Origin of the sequence: Peribacillus deserti (genome assembly GCF_002863585.1) — a bacterium.
Lineage (GTDB): Bacteria > Bacillota > Bacilli > Bacillales > DSM-1321 > Paraperibacillus > Paraperibacillus deserti_A.
In genome coordinates this window covers 57,387-77,969 of the sequence record NZ_PGUY01000003.1, presented here as the reverse complement: position 1 = coordinate 77,969, position 20,583 = coordinate 57,387, and the positions used below count along the sequence as shown (strand labels likewise).

The 20,583-nt window shown below is 43.6% G+C and carries 16 protein-coding genes; all 16 read right to left on the bottom strand.

Annotated elements, in window-relative coordinates:
* Positions 1-257: 257 nt before the first annotated feature.
* The 16 genes from CUU66_RS01770 to CUU66_RS01690 all read right to left on the bottom strand — a co-directional run bounded on the left by CUU66_RS01770 (position 258) and on the right by CUU66_RS01690 (position 20,555).
* Positions 258-1,217, bottom strand: a complete 960-nt coding sequence (locus CUU66_RS01770; RefSeq protein ID WP_101639969.1) for an ABC transporter permease — start codon at positions 1,215-1,217, stop codon at positions 258-260.
* Entirely contained in the window at positions 1,218-2,264 is a 1,047-nt protein-coding gene (locus CUU66_RS01765; RefSeq protein WP_101639968.1) for an ABC transporter permease, read from the bottom strand.
* Positions 2,257-3,795 carry an ABC transporter ATP-binding protein gene (locus CUU66_RS01760; protein WP_101639967.1) on the bottom strand — a complete coding sequence of 513 codons (1,539 nt, stop codon included), beginning with the start codon at positions 3,793-3,795 and terminating at the stop codon, positions 2,257-2,259. The genes CUU66_RS01765 and CUU66_RS01760 overlap by 8 nt, the downstream gene beginning before the upstream one ends.
* A 195-nt stretch (positions 3,796-3,990) precedes the next feature.
* Entirely contained in the window at positions 3,991-5,067 is a 1,077-nt protein-coding gene (locus CUU66_RS01755) for a BMP family lipoprotein (protein ID WP_101639966.1), read from the bottom strand.
* Between the two features lie 63 nt (positions 5,068-5,130).
* Positions 5,131-5,856 carry a GntR family transcriptional regulator gene (locus CUU66_RS01750; RefSeq protein WP_101639965.1) on the bottom strand — a complete coding sequence of 242 codons (726 nt, stop codon included), beginning with the start codon at positions 5,854-5,856 and terminating at the stop codon, positions 5,131-5,133.
* Between the two features lie 1,041 nt (positions 5,857-6,897).
* Positions 6,898-9,252 carry a DNA translocase FtsK gene (locus CUU66_RS01745; protein WP_101639964.1) on the bottom strand — a complete coding sequence of 785 codons (2,355 nt, stop codon included), beginning with the start codon at positions 9,250-9,252 and terminating at the stop codon, positions 6,898-6,900.
* 332 nt (positions 9,253-9,584) lie between these two features.
* Positions 9,585-9,815 (bottom strand): YlzJ-like family protein, encoded by a 231-nt coding sequence (locus CUU66_RS01740; protein ID WP_101639963.1) that lies wholly within the window; start codon positions 9,813-9,815, stop codon positions 9,585-9,587.
* Positions 9,812-10,552: a ClpP family protease gene (locus CUU66_RS01735; RefSeq protein WP_101639962.1), complete on the bottom strand. Its 741-nt coding sequence runs from the start codon at positions 10,550-10,552 to the stop codon at positions 9,812-9,814. Before CUU66_RS01735 ends, CUU66_RS01740 begins: the two co-directional genes overlap by 4 nt.
* Positions 10,553-10,700: 148 nt before the next feature.
* Positions 10,701-12,368, bottom strand: a complete 1,668-nt coding sequence (locus CUU66_RS01730; RefSeq protein ID WP_101639961.1) for a ribonuclease J — start codon at positions 12,366-12,368, stop codon at positions 10,701-10,703.
* Positions 12,369-12,697: 329 nt separating this feature from the next.
* Positions 12,698-13,576 carry a 4-hydroxy-tetrahydrodipicolinate synthase gene (gene dapA, locus CUU66_RS01725; RefSeq protein ID WP_101640011.1) on the bottom strand — a complete coding sequence of 293 codons (879 nt, stop codon included), beginning with the start codon at positions 13,574-13,576 and terminating at the stop codon, positions 12,698-12,700.
* A 9-nt stretch (positions 13,577-13,585) separates the two neighbouring features.
* Positions 13,586-14,842 carry an aspartate kinase gene (gene dapG, locus CUU66_RS01720; protein WP_101639960.1) on the bottom strand — a complete coding sequence of 419 codons (1,257 nt, stop codon included), beginning with the start codon at positions 14,840-14,842 and terminating at the stop codon, positions 13,586-13,588.
* A gap of 70 nt (positions 14,843-14,912) precedes the next feature.
* On the bottom strand, positions 14,913-15,968 hold the full coding sequence (gene asd / locus CUU66_RS01715; protein WP_101639959.1) for an aspartate-semialdehyde dehydrogenase: 1,056 nt from the start codon (positions 15,966-15,968) through the stop codon (positions 14,913-14,915).
* A gap of 132 nt (positions 15,969-16,100) precedes the next feature.
* Complete coding sequence (locus CUU66_RS01710; RefSeq protein WP_101639958.1) at positions 16,101-16,700, bottom strand: dipicolinate synthase subunit B; 600 nt, start codon at positions 16,698-16,700, stop codon at positions 16,101-16,103.
* Positions 16,697-17,599, bottom strand: a complete 903-nt coding sequence (gene dpaA, locus CUU66_RS01705; protein WP_101639957.1) for a dipicolinic acid synthetase subunit A — start codon at positions 17,597-17,599, stop codon at positions 16,697-16,699. The genes CUU66_RS01710 and dpaA overlap by 4 nt, the downstream gene beginning before the upstream one ends.
* 1,208 nt (positions 17,600-18,807) lie before the next feature.
* Positions 18,808-19,059: a YlmC/YmxH family sporulation protein gene (locus CUU66_RS01695; RefSeq protein WP_101639955.1), complete on the bottom strand. Its 252-nt coding sequence runs from the start codon at positions 19,057-19,059 to the stop codon at positions 18,808-18,810.
* 263 nt (positions 19,060-19,322) lie between these two features.
* A complete protein-coding gene (locus CUU66_RS01690) occupies positions 19,323-20,555 on the bottom strand; it encodes a M16 family metallopeptidase (protein ID WP_101639954.1) in 1,233 nt (410 codons plus the stop codon).
* Positions 20,556-20,583: the final 28 nt, after the last annotated feature.

The window sequence follows — 20,583 nt, the reverse complement described above, 5'->3', positions numbered from 1 at the left end:
ATATTAAACCCTCAGTGATAATCCCAATTAATATAAAATTCTAAACAAATCGGCAGGCAGAGACCCGACAAGCATAAGACGAGCCGGCTGTGGGGAGTGCTTTTCTCCCCATAGACGGATTGGCTTATGACTCGAGGGTCTCAGCTTGTAGCTGGATCAAGGAGTCTCGCACCTTACGTTCCAATCAACCTGCACAATAGGACAGGTTCACAGAACTATTAAAAAAACAACAATCTTTTAGAAAAGAGCTAACTTGATTATCTTTTTCCTTTTTCATAAGGCTGTCCTGATGCTTTAGGAGCATCGGCGCGGCCAATGAAACCTGTTAAAGCTAGAATGGTAAGCACATATGGTGCAATCAGCAGGTATACGTTTGGGATATCCTTGAAAAAGGGAAGTCCCGAACCGACGATACTTAAACTTTGCGCAAATCCAAAGAATAAAGCTGCACCTAAAGCACCGATTGGATGCCACTTACCAAAGATCATGGCAGCGAGTGCCATGAAACCCTGTCCGCTTATCGTGGCATGTCCGAAATTATTTGTGACTGTCAGAGCAAAAACTGCGCCTCCAAGTCCACCAAGTCCTCCGGAAATCATGACTCCGACATATCTCATTTTTGTGACATTGATCCCCATTGTATCTGCGGCCATCGGGTGCTCACCTACAGAACGGAGGCGAAGACCGAATGAAGTTTTATAGATTACATACCATGCAAGTACAGCTAAAGCTATTGCAATGTACGATGTATAATAAGCATCACTGAAGAACAAAGGACCTAAAACGGGAATATCACTTAACAATGGGACGTCCACTTTTGGAAACGTAACGGTTACACTGTCCGTTTCACCCTTGTCATATATTAACTTTACCAGAAACATTGCCAGACCCAGCGCGAGGAAGTTTAGAGCTACACCGCTGACTGTCTGGTCTGCCTTAAATGTAATGGAAGCCACTGCATGGAACAGCGAGAAAACAGCTCCAGCAATCACTGCCACAACGAGGGACAGCCATGGTGTCAAGGCACCAAAGGTATCCGCGAAAGTCAAATCAAAAACGATAGCTGCGAATGCGCCAAAGACCATAAGTCCTTCTAGACCGATGTTAACAACACCGGATCTTTCCGAAAATACACCGCCAAGGGCAGTAAATATCAGAGGTGTAGCAAGGAAGATCATCGAAGGAACGATAATTTGAAGTACTTGATAGAAGCTCACTTACTTTGCCCCCTTCTTATTAATCCGGGTAAGCGCCCAGCGTATAATATAACTGGAAGCAATAAAAAATATGATTAATGCAATAACGATATCAACCAGTTCCGGGGGAATCCCTGTCTCAAGCGGCATATTAAGGGCACCTACTTTTAATCCCCCGAAAAGGATGGCAGAAAGAATGATACCTACAGAAGTATTTCCACCTAATAAAGCAACAGCGATACCGTCAAATCCAATACCGGTGAATCCGCCTTTTACAGATGCGTAGCCAAAGGTCCCGAGTCCTTCCATAGAACCAGCCACACCGGCAAAAGCTCCTGAAATCACCATGGCCATGATGATATTTCGGTTAACATTCATACCCGCATAATCCGAGGCATGGTGATTAAAGCCTACAGATCGTAATTCGTATCCTTTAACCGTTTTTTCTAAAATAAACCACATGAGGAACGCCCCAAACAAGGCGATTAAAATACCCCAGTGAAGTCTTGAGAAATCTGTCATCTCTTCAAGAAGCGGCGACTTCAGCAAAGCCGAAGAAGGTACATCTGGCGTACGGTCGCCATTATCTGAAAGAACTGTACGGATAATATTATTAGCGATATGAAGTGCTATATAGTTCATCATGATCGATACGATAACTTCATGTACACGGAAACGTGCCTTTAAAAAACCCGGGATAAATCCCCAGACAGCCCCTGCTGCTGCTGCTGCAAGGATGGCAAGCGGAAGATGAATAATCTTCGGCAGATCGAACGCCAAACCAACCCAGACAGCCGCAAGCCATCCTACTAGTACCTGGCCTTCAACACCTATATTGAATAAGCCTGTACGGAAAGCAAAAGCAACCGCCAGCCCCGACAGAATATAAGGCGTTACTTGACGGATTGTTTCACCGGCATAAAAGACCTCCCCAAACATTCCGTAGAATAAAGCTGAGAAACCTGCGATAGGATCATATCCGGAAGCCAGCATAATGATTGTTCCAGCAATCAATCCCAGTAAAACCGCTACTATAGGTATGATTATATTTGTAAATCTCTTAGACATGAGAATGCTCACCTTCTTTCCCGCTTACCTTACTGCCTGCCATTAGCAATCCAAGCTCTTGTTCAGTTGTTTGTTTAGGATCGACGATTGCAACAATTCGGCCTTCATAAATAACGGCAATCCGGTCACTCACATTCATAACCTCTTCAAGCTCAAAAGAAATTAACAGTACGCCTTTGCCGCGGTCTCTTTGTTCAATAAGACGCTTGTGGACAAATTCAATGGCCCCAACATCCAGGCCGCGTGTCGGCTGTGCTGCAATCAGCAAATCCGGGTCGCGGTCCACTTCCCTGCCAATGATAGCCTTTTGCTGGTTTCCGCCTGAGAGAGCTCTTGCAAGCGTATATTCAGTCGGAGTACGGACATCAAATTCTTGGATGAGCGTCCGCGCTTTTTCATATATCGCTTTATAATTTAAGATTCCGCTTCTGGAATAAGGCTTCTTATAGTAAGTCTGGAGCGCCATATTTTCTCCAATCGGAAAGTCCAGAACAAGTCCATGTTTATGACGATCCTGCGGGATATGGCCTAGACCTGATTCCGTAATTTTCCGGGGTTTCAAGTTTTGTATTTCCTTATCATTTAAAGAAATCGTACCTGATTCAGACTTTCTGAGACCAGAAATGGCTTCGATCAACTCCGTCTGTCCATTTCCATCTACCCCTGCTATCCCGATAATTTCTCCGGCCCTTACCTCTAAAGACAGGCCATTGATGGCAGCGACTCCCCTGGAGTCCTTTACCACTAAGTCCTTAATGTCAAGTACGGTCTCTTTAGGAGCTGCATCTGTTTTATCTGTTTTAAATACAACATCCCGTCCAACCATAAGGCTTGCAAGTTCATTAGGATTTGTCTCGGATACATTGACCGTGCCAATCCCCACTCCTTTTCGGATAACCGTTACACGGTCACAGACATCCATAATTTCCTTCAGCTTATGCGTTATAAGAATAATAGATTTCCCTTCATTGATCAGGGTACGCATGATTCCTATCAGTTCTTTAATCTCTTGAGGAGTTAACACAGCTGTAGGCTCATCAAAGATTAGAATTTCAGCACCTCTGTACAGAGTTTTCAAGATTTCAACCCGCTGCTGCATTCCAACTGAGATATCGGAAATTTTTGCTTGAGGATCAACGCTTAAACCATATTGCTCAGAAAGCTTCCTGACTTCTCTGATGGCTTCCTTCATGTTGATTTTACCGGCTTTAGAAGGCTCATTCCCCAGAATGATATTCTCTGTGACGGTAAACTTGTCCACCAGCATGAAGTGCTGGTGGACCATCCCTATCCCTAAGCTGTTGGCTACATTGGGATCTGTTATATTCACCTGTTTGCCATTTACTCGAATCTCGCCTTTTTCCGGCTGATAAAGTCCGAACAAAACGTTCATCAGTGTAGATTTTCCTGCTCCATTTTCCCCCAGCAGGGCATGGATTTCTCCCTTCTTCACCTGAAGAGTTATATTGTCATTTGCTACAATCCCAGGAAATTCTTTTCGGATATTGAGCATCTCGATCACGTATTCCACTTAGTTTTCATCTCCTTTTAATAGGATTTATGGTCCTTTTAGGGTTGTTCTCTTTCTCTTGATCTTAAAAATCAAAGGAAAAACTGTAACGATGCTTACAGTCTTTCATTTAGTTTTTAAAGTTTTTTACCCAAAAATAAAGGAATATCAGAGCTGGACCTGCCAGCCCTATATTCCTTTATATAGAAGGTTAACTTATTTGAAGTTTTTAAGTTCTGCAGGAGTTGCAGGAACTTTAACTTCTCCAGATTTGATTTTTGCTGTCCATTCTTCAACAGCCTTAAGTGCTTCTTTGGAAACATTGTCTTTCGTTGGTGCAATGCCTACACCGTTCTGATCAAGACCATATTCTGTAACTTTTCCGCCAGGGAAATCGCCATCTTGGGCTTTTTTCGCAACGTCTTGTACAGCAATATCAACGCGTTTAACCATAGAAGTCAGCATAATGTTCGTATCAGCATCAATTTTACCATCAGGAGCCTGGTCACGGTCTACACCGATTGCCCAAACTTCTTTGCTAGGATCTTTTTGCTTAACCGATTTAATCTCGTTAATCATACCGATTCCAGTTCCTCCTGCTGCATGGAACAGGATGTCTGCACCAGATTTGATCATGGAGTTGGCAGTTGCCTGTCCAAGGTCTGGCTTATCAAAAGCACCTGTATATTTAGTAAGAACTTCAGCTTTTGGATTAACAGATTTTACACCTGCTTTAAATCCGCTTTCGAATTTTTCAATCAGGGCTCCCTGCACTCCGCCGACAAAGCCGACTTTGTTTGTTTTAGTTGTAAGACCTGCTACAACACCAACAAGGAAAGAACCTTCGTTTTCTTTAAATGTAATACTTGCAACGTTTGGCTTTTCAACTACTGCATCCACAATAGCGAATTCAGTATCCTTGCGCTGGTCCGCAACCTTTGTGATCGCGTCCTGCATTAGGAAACCAATACCGTATACAAGGTCAAATTTTTGTCGTGATAAGGTTGTAAGGTTTGTTATATAATCAGCATCGGATTTGGATTGCAAGTAGTTAAAGCCATCCTTGCCTTTTTCGAGGCCGTTGTCTGCACCAAATTTCTGCAGGCCTTCCCAAGCGGATTGGTTGAATGATTTATCATCTACACCGCCGACATCTGTAACCATACCAACTGTGAACGCATCTTTCTTGCCGCCCTCAGCACCGTTTGTATCGTCTTTCTTTCCACAAGCCCCAAGCATAGTTCCAGCTGCCAATACTAGCGACAGTGCCAAACCAAATTTACGCTTTTTCAAGGATAATACCCCCCATTTTTTTGTGAATTAGTAGATTATAAAGATATTTCAGGATCTACTGTTTCATACCCTTTTTCGAAGGACATGAAAGCTGAATTTGTCAGCTTTAAAGTAGTTGACCGAAAAGAGCACAGGATTGTCCTTTGCGTCATAGTGGGTCTGTTTCAGTACAAGGAGAGCAGTTTCTGGGTCACAATTGAGAATCGGGGATATCTTCTCGTGATAACCGATCGGCTCAATGTGTGCGATTGCATATGTAATGGTAATGGATGATTCCTTTTCAATCAGGGCTAGAAGTGATTCTTCCCTGTGTGAAAGATCAGGCTTCAGAATAGCTTCTGAAATCTTATCAATGCAATAAACCACAGGCTCCCCATTGGCTGTCCTTACCCGCTCAATAACGGACATCGCATCTTCTTTCCCGAGCGACAAATTCCGCTGATCTTCCTCTGTCGGCTCCTGAGTATATGAATCTAGGAAAATAGTTCCAGGATTCATACCTGCATTCTGAATCATTCCTGTCACACTGTTAAGCTGTTCGATCCCAGATGTAAACAATGGCTTGCCATTGACGAAGGTACCTACGCCATGGCGGCGGATGATTACGTTATCCTCTTCCAAGATTCTAAGAGCTTCCCTAAGTGTTGCACGGCTTACTCCCAGCTGTTTTGCAAGATCGAATTCAGAAGGCAGTTTCTCTTTCTCTTTATACACTCCTGATTCAATATCCTGTTTAATTCTGTCGATTACTTGCAGATACAAGTGCCGATTATCCAGCTTAATAGGCATGAACGTTCCTCCAAAGACATTGTCCTAGTCATCAGACCTCTGATTTCTATCTTTTCTACTAATCGAATATACTTTATCATTTTTTTTGAATAAATAAATAGTTGAAAAAAATTTGTTTATATGCTGTCGAATTATGCAGAATATTATGTGTTTACCACATAAAAAAAGAGGGAAGATTCCCTCTCCAGGTTGTGGCAAATCCCTATTTATTATGCTTGGCGGATGTTGCGGGCTTGAAGGTGCTAAACCTTTACTTTGCGGTAGATTTCGACACTTCATCCTGGTTAGTTCCTTCTAGGCTGACCATTTCATTTATACATGCGTGAATAAGCAGGTAGAATGTATATGAATATCCGCTCGCGGAGTAAATAGCATTTCCTATCCGAAGGACACGTAGCCGTTTAATGTGAATATCCGCCCGCCCCAAAGAGCATTTTCCCCTGTAGGAGAATATAAAAACTTATGGATAAGCATAATTGCTAAGAGATAAGCATAAAGGCAAAAGGATAAGCATAAAGCGAAAAAGATACGCATTGGTTTATGAGAGATAAGCATAAACCTTTAAAAGCTAAGCATAAAACCATAAAAGGTAAGCATAAACCGCAAGGACATAAGCATAACTTCCAAAAAGATAAGCGTAAACCATTCGCAGGATACAAAAATCTGAGTTATTAGATAAAAACTGTTACAAATTACCTGTATAAGACAGCTGGCAATTAAAAAATATGAGAAATGAACCTAATTCATATATCTAACTGCCAAAAATAGAGTCTCCCCTACCTCTTTAGTAGTCAACCTGAAGATTATTTGTGCAGACCTGTCACCTTAAAAAGGCTCCTTTTGATGGTCGGCAACATTTATGGCCTGTAACAAAAAACGTAGTGTCCCCACTCCACACAGATAATCTAAGTGAATAACTTTCGTGTGGGTCAAGTCCTAAAAAAGGCAGCTCCCAAACCGCGAGTATACTTAAATCATCCCTCCAACCACTGGGATTACTAAAAGTTACAAAAAAAAAGAGGGGCTGCCCCCTCTTTTCGTTTATGACGTATGTGCTTCATTTTGATCTTTACCCACTAGTACGTTTCTTGGCTTGCTACCCTCATAAGGGCCTACGATGCCGCGCAGTTCCATTTCGTCAATTAATCTTGCGGCACGGGAGTATCCTACCCTGAAACGTCTTTGCAGCATGGATACTGAAGCTGTCTGCATTTCTACAACCAGCTGGACAGCATCATCATATAAATCATCATCCACTTCACCCGACGCTTCCGGGATTTCATCCGGGATCATCGCTTCGTTATATTGTGCTTTCTGTTGGGAAATGACATAATTCACGATCTCTTCAACCTCGTTGTCTGACAGAAATGCTCCCTGCACCCTTACCGGTTTAGAGGCTCCAACCGGCAGAAACAGCATATCTCCACGGCCAAGCAGCTTTTCGGCACCACCCATATCCAGGATCGTCCGGGAATCGGTCATGGAGGAAACACTAAACGCTATTCGAGAAGGAATATTCGCCTTTATCACCCCGGTTATTACGTCTACTGACGGCCTCTGCGTGGCGATGATTAAGTGTATCCCTGCGGCTCGGGCCATTTGTGCGAGACGTGTGATGGCATCCTCGACATCTGAGGAAGCAACCATCATTAAATCAGCAAGCTCATCGACAATGACGACGATATAGGGAAGAAGCGGCTGTTTAGCTTCACTTTCCTCATTATGCCTTTTAATGGATTCATTGTACCCTTCGATATTTCTGGTTCCGCTGTGAGAGAATAATTCATAGCGTCTCTCCATTTCCCCGACGACTTTTTTCAATGCCTGCGATGCTTTTTTTGCATCCGTTACTACAGGCGCCAGCAAATGGGGAATCCCATTATAAACATTCAGCTCGACCATTTTGGGATCGATCATCATCAATTTAACTTCATGCGGCTTTGCTCTCATCAATATACTGGTTATAATCCCGTTAATACAGACAGACTTCCCGCTTCCTGTGGCTCCGGCAACCAAAAGATGAGGCATTTTGTTTAACTCTGCCAGTACGGCGTCCCCGCCTATATCCCGGCCAAGCCCGATCTGAAGTTTTGATTCCGGTTTGTTATGCTCCTTGGAATCAATGACTTCCCTGAGTGTGACCATTGCTACCTCAGTATTAGGCACCTCAATGCCGACTGCTGATTTTCCAGGTATAGGAGCTTCAATTCTAATGCCCTTCGCAGCAAGAGCGAGCGCGATATCATCGGCCAGGCTGACAATTTTGCTTACCTTGACCCCTGTATCAGGATGTACTTCATATTTAGTAACAGCCGGGCCAAGGTGCACCTGTGTCACTTTGGCTTTAACACCAAAGCTGATGAAGGTTTTCTCAAGCTTGGCTGCATTTGCATGGATCAGTTTAAATTCTCCGCTCTGATCCGTTTTCTTAGGAACCGTTAGAAGAGACATTGGCGGAAGCTTGTACTTCGCATTCTCCACTTCTGTAAAATTGATCGGCGGTGAAAGATCTTCTTTTGCTTCCTCTGTGTCGTTTGACGATTTTTTTGGAGCAGGATTTGCTTCCTGTTCGCTTGCCGGCAAATTTTCTTCCTCTCCATAGGCCCTGCTTGCAAAGTTGGAGATAATTGGCTGTTCCGGCTCATGGACCAGTTCCGTGTGTTCCGGAATTGCTGGCGTAATAATTTCTGTCCTTTGTGAAGCCTCTTGCTCCGCTTCTGCTTCTTCCTGCCTTTGTCTCCTTTTTTCGACGCGCTCACCCTGCCAGGATTTCATGTCATCGATAAAGGCCCCCCATTGGGATCTTGTAAATTCACCTGTGCCTTGGATGAGTTTTCCCAGGGTGTCGCCAAGCGTCTTGCCTGTAAGGAGAATAAACCCGATTACAATCAGCAGAAATGCAATGATTTTCGTTCCGGCGCTGTCAAATAGGAAATAGCATGCAGCAAATAAAATCGCTCCTATCATTCCTCCGCCTAAATCGCGTGTGCTGGCGTCCCCCTTGACTTCCATCCAGAATAATTCCCATGTATTCGAGATCACACTGGGCTTTTTGAATGGCCCGCCCTCTGACAGAAGCTCAAATAAAGTAACATGACTGAGCAGAAGAATCGATGCAACGATAAAATATATTCCCATGAGCTGTCTTTTAAAGAAAAATGGGAGCTTTCTTTTCCACATTAAATAGATACTAAGTATACTAAGTCCAATTAAAAATAGTATGTACCACTCGCCCATAAAGAGACGAACCATCAAAACCATTGATTTGCCAACGGTACCGAGTCCAGCCATAGCAATAGCTGATAAACCGAATAAAATCAGCCCGATCAGCTCGAACTTCAGCGTCTCTTTAATGCCCTCTGACTTCTTTTTCGACCGTCTTTTTCGTTTTGCCATTTCATCACCTTTACTTACTTATATCACCCAGGAATTCCGGGCTTATCTCTGAATAATTTTCTTCACATCTTCTTTCAGAAACGCCGTTTTTCAAAGGGGGTCAAGAACTCCACCTTAATGATCCGCGTTTACTAGAAAGAAAAGCAGCTATTTTCACTATATCCAATAATAATAAAAACCCGGCGGTCGCCGAGCCTTTAGCAGCCCAGGGCAGAACCGAACATTTCGCCCTTTACACTAGCACAGATATTTGCAGAAAATAAAGCAGCCTTATGGCTGCCTATGGATGATACTGCTAATTATATCATAATTATCTTGAATTGGACGAGCTTTCATCTTGCAAATTCCGACGGGGAATAATGCAGGACTGCACCCGGCTGGATACGAGGGTCTAAATAATCATCGGGATTGGTGCTTATGATCCTTTCGACCCTGCAGCTGAACGCAGATTGTAACTGTACCTGTACAGGAATACCCATATAATCGATTTCCATTACAGGCAGCTGTTCTTTTGCTTCATTTTCAAAAATTAATTCATGAGGCATCGGCGTGTAAATGATCATTGGATCAGCCCGCCATTCTTATCATCTGCCCTGGCCGAAATTAATTCATTTAATTTTTTCATTGCCTGGCCGACGCCGCCTACAGCATGTATCAAACCGCTTTCCACGGCTTCCGATCCTACGATATTTGTTCCAATATCCCGTGTCAGGTTGCCTTTTGAAAGCATAAGCTCTTTAAATTTTTCCTCGGAGATATTAGAATGCTTAGTTACAAAGTTTACAATCCGCTCCTGCATTTTATCCAGATATTCAAAGGACTGCGGCACACCGATGACCAGCCCTGTAAGCCTGATTGGATGTATGGTCATGGTTGCCGTTTCAGCGATAAAGGAGTAATCACATGAGACAGCAATTGGTACGCCGATTGAGTGACCTCCGCCTAACACGATGGAAACAGTAGGCTTTGACAGGGAAGCAAGCATTTCAGAGATTGCGAGTCCCGCTTCTACATCACCCCCGACTGTATTTAAAATCACCAAAAGTCCTTCGATGTTTGGATTTTGTTCGATTGCCACGATTTGAGGAATAACATGTTCATATTTAGTTGTTTTATTTTGCGGAGGCAGCTGCATATGCCCTTCGATCTGGCCTACAATCGTTAAACAATGAATTTTTGAATCCTTTGACATCTGGGGGACATCTGTCTGTCCAAGCTGTTGGATTTTTTCTATAAGCGAAGAAGCAGGCTTGCCTGTTTCCTGCCGTTCGCCTTCTACCCGCTTTTCATCGTTAGTCATATTCATTTCCCCTTCACTATTGATAATAGGTAGTATGAACTTTTTTGAATAAGTTCATTCCAGCCTGAAGAGAATCGAATTATTTCATTGAAAGGATAGGCGGCAAAACCCCCTGCCGCTACATACGGGGCAGGGGGTTTCATGGGATTTAACCTTCCATAATGATAGGAAGAATCATAGGTCTGCGTTTTGTTTTCTCATATAAGAATTGATTTAAGCCATCTCGTATTTCTTGTTTTAAGCTGGCCCATTCAAATGATTCACCTGAAATTTTCTTCTGGACGATTCCTTTTACAAGTGAATTGGCTTCATCCATCAGCTTTTCAGATTCCCTGACGTAGACAAAGCCGCGTGAAATGATTTCTGGTCCGGCCGAGATGGCTTTGCGTGATTTATTTAAACTGATGACAACAATCAGGATGCCATCCTGGGAAAGGAGACGGCGGTCGCGCAGGACGATATTTCCCACATCCCCAACACCGCTTCCATCTATCAGCACATTACCCGCTGGGACCTTCCCTGTCGTATTGATGTGATCACCCTGAATTTCAGCAATTTCGCCTTTGTCAGGAATCAGGATTCTTTCCTTAGGCATCCCCCACTCTGCAGCAAGCTTTGCATGTGCCTTGAGCATCCTGTATTCGCCGTGGACAGGAAGCAGGAAACTAGGCTTCATCAGGTTCAGCATCATTTTTAATTCTTCCTGGCTTCCGTGGCCTGGTACATTTATCACTTTCCGGCCAGACACCACTTCAGCTCCAGCTCGATATACCATATCCATGGTTTTGTAGAGATTGATCTCGCCGCCTTTAATTGGAGGTGCAGCAATCAGTACCGTATCGCCTTCCTGGATATTAATCTGCCTATGGTTTTTTTTGGCCATTTTTTGTAAGGCTTCTATAGGCTCCCCCTGTGAACCAGTCACCAGGACAACCACTTCGTTATCGGGATAGCTCCCAATTTCGGATATGGGAATAATAATATCTTCAGGTACATCTAGATACCCATTTGAAAGTGCAATATCGTAAACCCGCTGAAGGCTTTTGCCGACAACCGCCACTTTTTTTCCATTTTCGGATGCTGCATTGAATACATGCTGGATCCTGTTAATATGAGACGCAAAGCATGCAACAATAATCCGTTTCTTTGCGTTGTAAAAAACGTCCATCATCCCTTTAGCCGCAATCGCTTCCGATGCTGTATATCCTGGTTTTTCGGCTCCTGAGCTGACAGATAATAGGACAGCTACTCCTTTTTCCCCAATGGCTGCCATTTTCCCTATCTCAGGCTGGTACAGCTCTGCAGCTGCCTGGTCGAACTTAAAGTCGCCTGTGTATACAATGGCACCCTCGGTAGTATCAATACAAATCCCTACAGAGTCTGGAATGCTATGATTGGTTTTGAAAAAAGAAATGGTACTTGCCGGGAATTGAAGGATGGATGAAGAATTGATTAATTCAAAGTCCACATCTTCAGTGAAATCGTGCTCTCTTAAATTCGCTTTGGCGAGTTCAAGCGTCAGCTTCGTACCATAAACAGGCACTTTCAGCTGATTTAGAATAAAAGGGAGTGCTCCAATATGGTCTTCATGGCCATGCGTTAGAAAGATCCCCTGTATTCTATTTCTATGTTCAAGCAGATAGGAAATATCCGGGATCACTACATCTATTCCCAGCATGCCAACCTCCGGATACATCAGTCCTGCATCTAGTATGTATATATCTTCGTCCACTTCGGCCAGATACATGTTCTTCCCTGACTCTCCCTGGCCTCCAAGTGAAATGATTCTTATTTTATTTTCTGTTTTCAAATTCATGTCCTCCTATGCTGAAATAAACCGTCCCATTCCAATTATTTTCATTATACATGAATCAAAAAACAGGTGACAACCAATAGACTCTTAAAATATTAATTTCATTTATTATAAGCCTGTTAAACTCCCCTGTTTATCAGAGGGTAGGATTTGTTTTCCGCCGGGCGGCTGGGGATGCCTCCCTTTCCCGCTTATGCTCGTGGGGTCTCCCCTTGACCAGATAATTCCGCAGGATGTCTTCGGGACCTGCAGCGAGATCAACGCAATGCAAATCAACAATACCTTTAAACATTGCCCATAAAAAAACCTGCCAGAGGCAGGTCATGCAATCATTAATGAGGCATCTGCTGAAGCAGATTGATCAATGAACTTCTTTCAGCTTCTGTTAAAGATACAAGCGGCAGTCTTACCGATCCGACATTCAAGCCTTTATATTGCAGCGCTGTTTTCACAGGCACCGGGCTTGGGGCAGCGAACAGGCCTTTCATGATCGGACTTAACTGCTGATGAAGGCTTGAAGCCCCCTTGTAGTCTCCTGTGTAGAATGCTTCAATCATTTTCTGCATTTCGTTTCCGACAATATGGGAAGATACAGAAACAATGCCCGTTCCGCCAATTGCAAGGACAGGAAGGGTTAAGCTGTCATCTCCGCTGTATAGCATAAAGTCCTCATCCGTATTTGCTAATATTTCTGTCATAGCGTTCAAGTCTCCGCTTGCTTCTTTGACTGCTACGATATTAGGAATTTTAGAAAGTCTTACAACTGTATCAACAGCTATATTAACAACAGCTCTGCCAGGAATATTATAGATCATGACTGGAAGAGAAGTGCTTTCAGCAATGGCTGCAAAATGCTGGTAAAGGCCTTCTTGATTTGGTTTGTTATAGTACGGGGCAACCAGCATGATGGCATCGACACCAGTTTCCTCCGCTTTTTTTGTAAGTTCGATTGAAGCCCGTGTGTTATTGCTCCCGGTTCCCGCGATAACAGGAATACGATTGTTTACAGCCTTAACCACATGGCGGAACAACGCGATTTTTTCTTCAGTAGAAAGTGTCGGCGATTCCCCGGTTGTACCGGCAATGACTAAAGAATCGGTGCCATTCTCAATTAAATAATTTACAAGCTGAGTAGTTTTGGCAAAATCAATATTGCCCTTGGCGTCAAATGGGGTTACCATTGCCGTCGAAACTCTTCCAAAATGCACAATATTCACTCCTTAATTCTTAGGGGCAGTTTCCCCAGGCCCATTTTCTAATGTTTCTATATGCAGCTCAAATGCATCATGCAATGCATTCACTGCTTGTATTAAATCCTCTGCCTTCACAAGGACCCAAATGGTAGTATGGCTGTCCGCTGACTGCAGAATACTGATCCCCTGCTCTGAAAGGGCTGTAACAATTTTTGCAGTTACCCCCGGAACCCCGGTAATACCAGCTCCAACAACTGAAACTTTGGCACAGTTGCGCTGTACTTTAGGATCATAATCCAATTTTTCAAGAATCTCGACAGCGAGGTCAGTCATCTCTTCACTGACTGTATATACAACACCCTGTGGAGAAATATTGATAAAGTCTACACTGATTTGTGCGTTCGCCATCGCTTTAAATACTTCTGCCTGCAGATCATACTGATTCTTTTTGGCGGAAACCTTGATTTGCGTAATGCTGGAAACATGGGCAATTCCGGTAACTAGCCGTTCTTTAATATCTGTACCGCGCTTATCCTTGCTGATCGACGTAACAAGAGTACCCATGCCGTCTGTATAGGTGGACCTGATCCTGATCGGAACTTTTGCCTGCATCGCAATCTCAACTGCTCTAGGATGAATCACTTTTGCTCCCTGATATGCCATATTACAGACCTCGTTATACGTTACCACTTCTAGAGGCCTTGCATTTTCGGCAATGCGGGGATCTGCAGTCATGATACCCTCTACATCCGTAAAAATATCCACCCATTCTGCATTCAGGGCTGCCCCGAGTGCCGCTGCTGATGTATCGCTGCCGCCGCGTCCGAGTGTAGTGATATCTCCGTTCCTTGCTGCCCCTTGGAAACCAGCCACCACAATGGCATCATAATGTTCGAGTTCCCTTTTGATTCTATCGCATTTCATTTCAGCGATTTTCGCATTCGTATGGTCATTGGTGGTGCGGAAGCCTGCCTGCGCTCCTGTAAAGGCGGTTGCCTTAATCCCATTTTCAAGCAGGAGGTTTGTAAATACAACTGATGAAATCGTTTCTCCCACAGATAATAATAAATCATACTCACGCTTTGTGATCTTGCTGTCTGTTCCATTTACCAGCGATAGAAGAGTATCGGTCGCATAGGGTTCGCCTTTACGTCCCATTGCAGAGACGACTATTACGGCTTTGTATCCTTCCTTCAATGCCCGCTGGATATGTCGAAGTGCATGGCTGCGGCTTTGTTCATCACGTACCGATGTCCCGCCGAATTTCTGAACGATGATTTTCATGTTTACACCTCAAATGAAGTCCAGCCCTCCGTTTTTGGAAGGCTGTTCGTTATGCTATTAATCCGTAATCTTATTTTTCTTCAACTAAACCCATTCTTAACAGGCTTTCTGCAATCTGAACTGAATTCCATGCAGCACCTTTTAACAGATTATCTGAAACAATCCACATGTGGAAGCCTTTTTCTTCATCTAGGTCTTTGCGTATTCTTCCCACAAACACGTCATTTTTACCAACGCTGTGTGCAGGCATTGGATAAATTTGTTCGCTTGGGTTGTCTTGAAGCACTACCCCAGGCGCTTTTTCCAAAAGCTGTTGAATATCTGATGCGGTAACGCCTTCCTGATCGATTTCAATATAGACAGATTCTGAATGTCCTGTTTCAACAGGAAGGCGCACACAGGTTGCGGCAACCTTCAGTTCAGGCATATGCATAATCTTCTTCGTTTCATTCACCATCTTCATTTCTTCGAAGGTAAATCCGTTATCCTGAAACTTATCGATTTGCGGTACGGCATTAAACGCAATCTGGTATTTTTTCACGTCACTGCCAACCGGAAGAATTTGAGGTGTAAATTCTTCATCATTCAAAATGGCACGAGCCTGGTCTTTCATTTCAGCCACAGCCGCTGCACCGGCACCTGAAACTGCCTGGTATGTGGATACAACTACTTTATTTAATCCGTACTGCTGTCTTAATGGCTCAAGCGCCACCACCATCTGGATTGTAGAGCAATTCGGATTCGCAATAATACCATTATGGCCTCTAAGGTCCTCTTCATTCACTTCAGGCACAACAAGCGGGACATCTGTGTCCATGCGATAAGCGCTTGTATTGTCCACCACGATCGCACCGCGTTTAACGGCTTCCGGTGCAAGTGCTTTTGAAACGGATCCTCCTGCTGAGAAAAGAGCGATATCTATACCTTCAAAGCTGTCTGGGGCCGCCTCCTGGACAACATATTCTTCACCTTTAAATGTGACTTTTGTTCCTGCAGATCTTGCTGAAGACAACAGGGTTAAATGTTTGATAGGAAAATTTCTATTTTCTAGTGTGCGGAGCATCTGCTGTCCAACAGCTCCGGTTGCTCCGACTACTGCTATATTTAAACCTTTTGCTTCCCCCATTTTCTATTACCCTCCATAATTACTAATGTAAATTGACTTTAGATGTTATTGTAATGTTTATCTGTTTAATAATCTAATAAAACATATCTATTTTAACATAATAGCAGACTAAAGGCATTGAATTTTGTTGAATTAATTTGGATCCCGATACCTTTCGACAATAACGGGTTGAATTTGTTCTTTATTCATTGCGTGGATAATGGTGTCTCTTAACTGGCTCATCCGGGCCACCATCGAGTTTGGTTTCTTCTCCGGATCGTCCTGGCCAAAAGGGATAAAATACAAATCTTTAGCTGCCATTAAACGCATTAAATTGATTCCATTTAAGCCGAGGGCATCATTGGTAGAAATCCCCAATACAACGGGCCTGTGGCCTCTCATCGTGGCTTTCGCAGCCATCAGCACAGGGGAATCGGTCTGGGCGTTCGCAAGCTTGCTCATCGAACTTCCCGTGAGCGGCGCAATGACCATGCAATCGAGTGGAAGCTTCGGTCCAAGCGGCTCTGCTTTAACGATTGAATCAACCACATTGTTGCCTGTCAGCTCGACGATCCGTTTGACCCAGTCATCGCCTTTTCCAAAACGTGTCTCAGTATTTTGGACCGTATGGGTAACGATCGGGATAACCTCCGCCCCTTCATTCACCAATTTTTCAATCTCTGGGAAGACTGCATCGTACGTACAGTGAGACCCGGTCAATCCAAAACCAATTCTTTTGCCTTTCAAACTCATGGTGTATTCCCCTTTCGCTGTTTCATATCGTGATCGAGAAGCTGGGCAAGCACATTGGCCAGGATTTTCCCTGCTGTTTTCGGTGCCACAATACCGGGAAGCCCCGGTGCAAGCAATGCCTTGATCCCTCTTTTTTCCGCATATCTAAAGTCCGTTCCGCCGGGCTTTGATGCTAGATCAATGACGAGTGTGTGCGCTGGCATATTAGCCAATATAGCCGCTGTGACAACCGGAAAAGGTATCGTATTAATGCAAATGTCGGTATCCTTGACGGCCTGCTCTAAATCCTTAATATGGAATGGAATTAAAGACATTTCCGTAATCCGCGCAAGGTCTTCGCTCTTCCGTGCGCCAACCTTCACCTTGGCTCCTAGAGCATGGAATGTCCTGGCTACACTCATCCCAACCCTGCCGAGGCCAAGCACCGTTACATTTGATCCATGAATCGTGTAGTCTGTGTGCTGAATTGCCATCATGATGGTTCCTTCAACAGTAGGTATAGAATTATAGATTGCTACATCATCACGTTCAAACAGCTTTACAAGCTTCCTGTCTGCATTTTTGGTTATTTTATCTAAGTAAGCATTGGAAATACCGGAGTAGATGGTGCAATGTTCCGGTGTCTTTTTTAATATATCTTCTGTTAACGTAACCTTTTCACTGGAAAAAATGGTTTCTATACTGCCTTCCGCATTTGTTCCGGGAACGGGAAGTATAATTGCGTCAATGCCGCTCATATTAAGGTCTCCCAGCTTTTCCTTAACCGCCCCGGTGAACGCATGGTCTAATTGCTCAAAGCCCACCAGCCAGAGTTTGGCATCAAGCTGTGTCAGCTTCCTCACCACTTCAAGCTGTCTTGCATCTCCGCCGATAACAGCGATTTGTATGCCCGTCAGCATTTACATGTCACCTTCTTCTGTAGAAAATGTTCTAAGCTTGCAGTATTTAGGCCTGCCAGACAAATTATCGAACTGCGCTTTTGTTTAGAAAATACATCATGAATCGAAGGAAGTCTCTCAATACTTTTTATAATATGAGGTATCAGTGATTAAGGTGAATACACTGGGGGAGGCAGTTAAGGGGACTTGCGGCGGCAGAGGAAGGTGTATTGGGGAATATATAAAAACGAACCGAAGGTTTTAGGCCTTTTGGAATGGCCCTGATTTGCTTGGAAGACCAGAGTAGTGCGGCTAAATTACAACGAGTCAAAAAATGGATAGGTCCGATGAATACAAGGGGACACAGGAGATAGGGAAATCGACCTTTTGGGTATGCGAAGGAAGGAAAATGAGCCATCTCGAAAACAAAGGAACTTTGGAAAATATCTAGCCTAATAGAACCCTAATACACACCCTGAGCACATTCTCAACATCTATAGTCCACTTTATAGTCCCTGTTAGTATATAAAAGGACATATAGAAAATATGGTTGATGTCCTCCCTCTCGTAAACCTTGATGTACCTGCTTATTCTGTTTCATCAATCAACACTTCCGTAAAAAGAACAGTTCTCCTTTACAGAGAACTGCTCTGCAAATTTCATCCGGTTTGATTCCATTTTAGGGTATCGATTTTTTGATTCCGCACGATTGCAGTATTGGGGAAATCTGTCGAAAAACAAGTATTTTTTACGGATGCACCGCAATTCTTCGTTACGTTTTACAGTTTGTCTCCCGGAGCTTTGGAAAAACAGGCTCTTTGGAAGAGTTTTTATTAAATTTTGAAGGGAATGGAACCATGCAATAGGATTTATGCTTACCTTCTATAGAGATATGCTTATATGCTGAAGGTTTACGCTTATGTTTCTAGGTTTTATGCTTATGTTTTCCATGTTTATGATTATCTCGCTTCTTTCTATGCTTATGTTTGTTGCTTTATGCTTTTCCAGCCGCCTTTATGTTCTTCTTGTGAGGAATATGCTTATTACCGAGCGGGAGTCCTTTGTATCCATAGCAGCGCTTCAATCCATTTGCAGAAGATCAGGCAGGGCTCGCCTATTTCCCAGGGAAACAAGCTAATTACGCGTATATCAGGACAGTAAGAAAAAGCCGCCGAGACTTGCCCGGCAGCCTGAGCAGTTCTCCTTCACAGAGAACTGCCCTTTTTCCTTTATTCAGTTTCCGGTCCGGCGCCCGGTATATCAATGATGATCATATCTGTTCCAATTTTTTTAATGTGATTCCACGGCACCCTGATCTCTGTACCGTTCTTCTTGAAGCCGAACCATTTAACATTGGGAATGATGAGAGCGGTTATCTGGCCCTTTTCATTTATTTCAAGGTCCGTCTGCCCGAGCACTCCAAGCCTTTCCGCCCTTTTCACATCCACAATCTCTTTGCCGCTTAGTTCACTTAGCCTCACAGGCATCACCTCCGATTTGTCCCATTACTACATCTTATAAAGAGGGGACACAATATAGAAGCCTGAAAAAATATTTTTAGTGAAGGCGTGATTTTTTGAGTTTAATCTCCCAGGATTTTGAAGTGAATGGTCTACGAACTCTTTTATAAACATCATGCGCGGAGCATGAACCTACAACAAAACCCTGCGGGGACTTTAACACGGCAATTCCTCTTCTAGTCCAAAAAAAAAAGACAGAATCAATCTGTCTCTCTTCATGCCTATTATTTCTGCACCCAGCCTTCAAGCGGGCTGATCAATGATAATGAATATTGGTCGTTGAAGATTTCCCTGCCCAGTGTATTTACACTTTCCTCAGATACACTGTCGATTTCTTCGACTATTTCATCCAGTGAACGATGTCTGCCCAGCAGCAATTCATTTTTCCCGTTGCGGCTCATTCGGCTGTTTGTGCTTTCTAAGCTCAGCATCAGGCTTCCTTTTAGCTGCTCTTTACTGTTTCGTAGTTCTCGTTCAGTGATGCCCTCTGCTTTTAGCTTCGCCAGGGTTTCCTGGATGGTTTCGAGAAGTACATCAAGCTGGCTTGCTCCTGTGCCTCCGTAGATGGTGACTAAGCCGTTCTCCTGGTATGCTGAATGGTAGGAATAGACGGAATAAGCCAGTCCTCTTTGTTCCCTTACTTCCTGGAACAAGCGGCTGCTCATGCTGCCTCCTAGAATATTGTTCAGGGCCACAAGGCTGTAAACCTGCTCATGGCCGATAGGCAGCCCGTTAAAGCCTAGGCAGACATGGGCCTGTTCTGTTTCTTTTTTCCTGCTGAGGGTATTTTGATGGAAGTCCGCTTTGACCACAGGTCCGCTGCCTTTTCCGCCCTTATACTCACCAAAGTATTTCTCGGCATCCTTGATAAAGGATTCATCAATATTGCCTGCGATTGAAACTACGACGTTATCCGGAGTGTAGAAATCATGGATATACTGTTTCAGAGTTTCGCCTGTGAAGGTTTCCAGTGTTTCTTCCGTACCAAGGATGGGGTAGCCCAATGGATGATTTTCATAAACGGCCTTGCTGAGAAGGTCGTGGACAATGTCATCCGGAGTATCTTCATACATTTTAATTTCTTCGTAGACCACTTTTTTCTCTTTTGTAAGCTCTTCTTCTACAAAAGTAGAATTAAAAAACATATCCGCCAAAACTTCTAGTGCATAGCTGGCATGATTATCAAGAACCTTTGCGTAATAGCATGTATACTCCTTGGAAGTGAAAGCATTGACATGCCCGCCGATACTATCGAATGACTCGGCAATTTCTCTTGCGGAACGTGTAGTTGTCCCTTTAAAAAACATGTGCTCAAGAAAATGCGAAATGCCATTGTTTACCGGATTTTCATTTCTAGATCCTGTCTTAATCCAAATGCCGATTGCAACAGAACGGACTGTTGGGATATTTTCCAATACAATCCTTACACCATTTTGGCAAGTATATCTTTTAATCATAAAATTCCTCCTAATCTAGCTGCAAAAC

Coding starts and splice junctions, on each gene's coding strand:
- CUU66_RS01765 (WP_101639968.1), bottom strand. CDS start 2,264: ATGTCTAAGAGATTTACAAATATAATCATACCTATAGTAGCGGTTTTA.
- CUU66_RS01750 (WP_101639965.1), bottom strand. CDS start 5,856: ATGCCTATTAAGCTGGATAATCGGCACTTGTATCTGCAAGTAATCGAC.
- CUU66_RS01745 (WP_101639964.1), bottom strand. CDS start 9,252: ATGGCAAAACGAAAAAGACGGTCGAAAAAGAAGTCAGAGGGCATTAAA.
- CUU66_RS01740 (WP_101639963.1), bottom strand. CDS start 9,815: ATGATCATTTACACGCCGATGCCTCATGAATTAATTTTTGAAAATGAA.
- CUU66_RS01735 (WP_101639962.1), bottom strand. CDS start 10,552: ATGACTAACGATGAAAAGCGGGTAGAAGGCGAACGGCAGGAAACAGGC.
- CUU66_RS01730 (WP_101639961.1), bottom strand. CDS start 12,368: ATGAATTTGAAAACAGAAAATAAAATAAGAATCATTTCACTTGGAGGC.
- dapG (WP_101639960.1), bottom strand. CDS start 14,842: ATGAAAATCATCGTTCAGAAATTCGGCGGGACATCGGTACGTGATGAA.
- asd (WP_101639959.1), bottom strand. CDS start 15,968: ATGGGGGAAGCAAAAGGTTTAAATATAGCAGTAGTCGGAGCAACCGGA.
- CUU66_RS01710 (WP_101639958.1), bottom strand. CDS start 16,700: ATGAGTTTGAAAGGCAAAAGAATTGGTTTTGGATTGACCGGGTCTCAC.
- dpaA (WP_101639957.1), bottom strand. CDS start 17,599: ATGCTGACGGGCATACAAATCGCTGTTATCGGCGGAGATGCAAGACAG.
- CUU66_RS01690 (WP_101639954.1), bottom strand. CDS start 20,555: ATGATTAAAAGATATACTTGCCAAAATGGTGTAAGGATTGTATTGGAA.